Below are 1,251 nucleotides of genomic sequence, written 5' to 3'. Positions count from 1 at the left end.
CGCGAGATGATCGGCGGCAGGACGTCGATCACCTTGATCGCCAGCTCCTGCACCGTCAGCGCCGTCTCTTTTAACGGCTCGATAACGGGCCGCGCCTGCTCGACCGGCACGGCCGCACGGACCGCGTCGATTGCGGTCTGTATCAGCTCGCGCGTGTCGTTCGCGATCTGCTCGACCTGGTCCGGTGTGAGTGTCGGTTCGTCGGCCTCGTTCGCGAGAACGTCGGACGCGACGCTCGCGGTAACTGTTGCGACGACGACGGCCGTTACGGCCGTGACGAGCTGCACGTCGGATGCGTCGGCCGCGACCGTACCGGGGCGCGGCGGTGCATACGGCGCGGCCGGATCAGTCGAGCCGCTCGGTGCGACGGTTGTCGCCTGCGTACCAGGAATCACAAGCGGCTGGCCAGCAGCAGACGCAGCGGGTAGCTTCACGACCGTTTTCATCTGGTCGCGCATGTCGTTCCAATCGGACATAACGAGGCCCGGATCGAACGAACGGAAGTCCGCAATGCCGCTGACCAGGCCGATCAGGTCGGATGCAAACGCGCCGGGCCACGAAAGATAGTCGACGCTCGCACGGCGGAAACCGACGACCAGCGCTTTGATCGGGCCGAGCGTCTCGCTCAACACGTCGCGCAGGGCATTGAGGCGACGCAGGCCGGCCTTCATTGTCTTGAGCAAGCCGACGGCACGCTCGAACATGCTGACGCCCGCGTCCTGAGCGGTGGTCGCGAGCTGCGCTGCGGCGTCGGCGGTCTGGGTTGGCTGCTGTTCGACAAAGAACGGATTCGCGGGCGTCGAGCGCTTGAATCGCATCTCGATCACGCAGGCGTCGACGTTGTCGGAATCGTGTGACACGTGTGCGCCGATGAGCTGCATGCTCGGCATCGAGCCGAACACCGGATGAATCAGTTCGCCCGGCCCCTTGACCGCGAGCGCGGCGAGCAGCGCCTTCATCCGCACTTCATAGTCGTCGCCGAAGAAGATCGCCGTGAGGCTCGTCGTGTGCGCCTTCAAACCGAGGTCTTCGACATCCTCGCCGTCGACGTGCGGGACCGCATATTCCGCCGTGTCGCGGTCGATCGTATCGTCGGTGAGTCTCACGTCGAACGGCACACCGCGAAACGATGCGTCGAACAGTGTGTCTTTCCACGCCATATCAGTTCCTCAGTGCGTTCTTCTGGCTGGCCGTCGACACGAAGTCGTACAGGTGTTGGCCGTCGAGATTGATCGTGAAGTGGCCTTCGAC

At 64.2% G+C, this 1,251-nt stretch carries 1 protein-coding gene; it reads right to left on the bottom strand.

Going from position 1 to position 1,251, the window contains the following annotated elements; genetic code table 11:
• Positions 1–1,160: DNA circularization protein (locus WS49_RS25470; RefSeq protein WP_059534513.1), on the bottom strand; the 1,160-nt coding region annotated here is incomplete at its 3' end.
• Between the last annotated feature and the right edge of the window lie 91 nt (positions 1,161–1,251).

It is taken from the genome of Burkholderia sp. RF7-non_BP4 (genome assembly GCF_001521935.1).
Classification (GTDB): domain Bacteria; phylum Pseudomonadota; class Gammaproteobacteria; order Burkholderiales; family Burkholderiaceae; genus Burkholderia; species Burkholderia diffusa.
The sequence above is the reverse complement of the archived record's forward strand: the minus strand, read 5'-3'. Positions and strand labels throughout refer to the sequence as shown.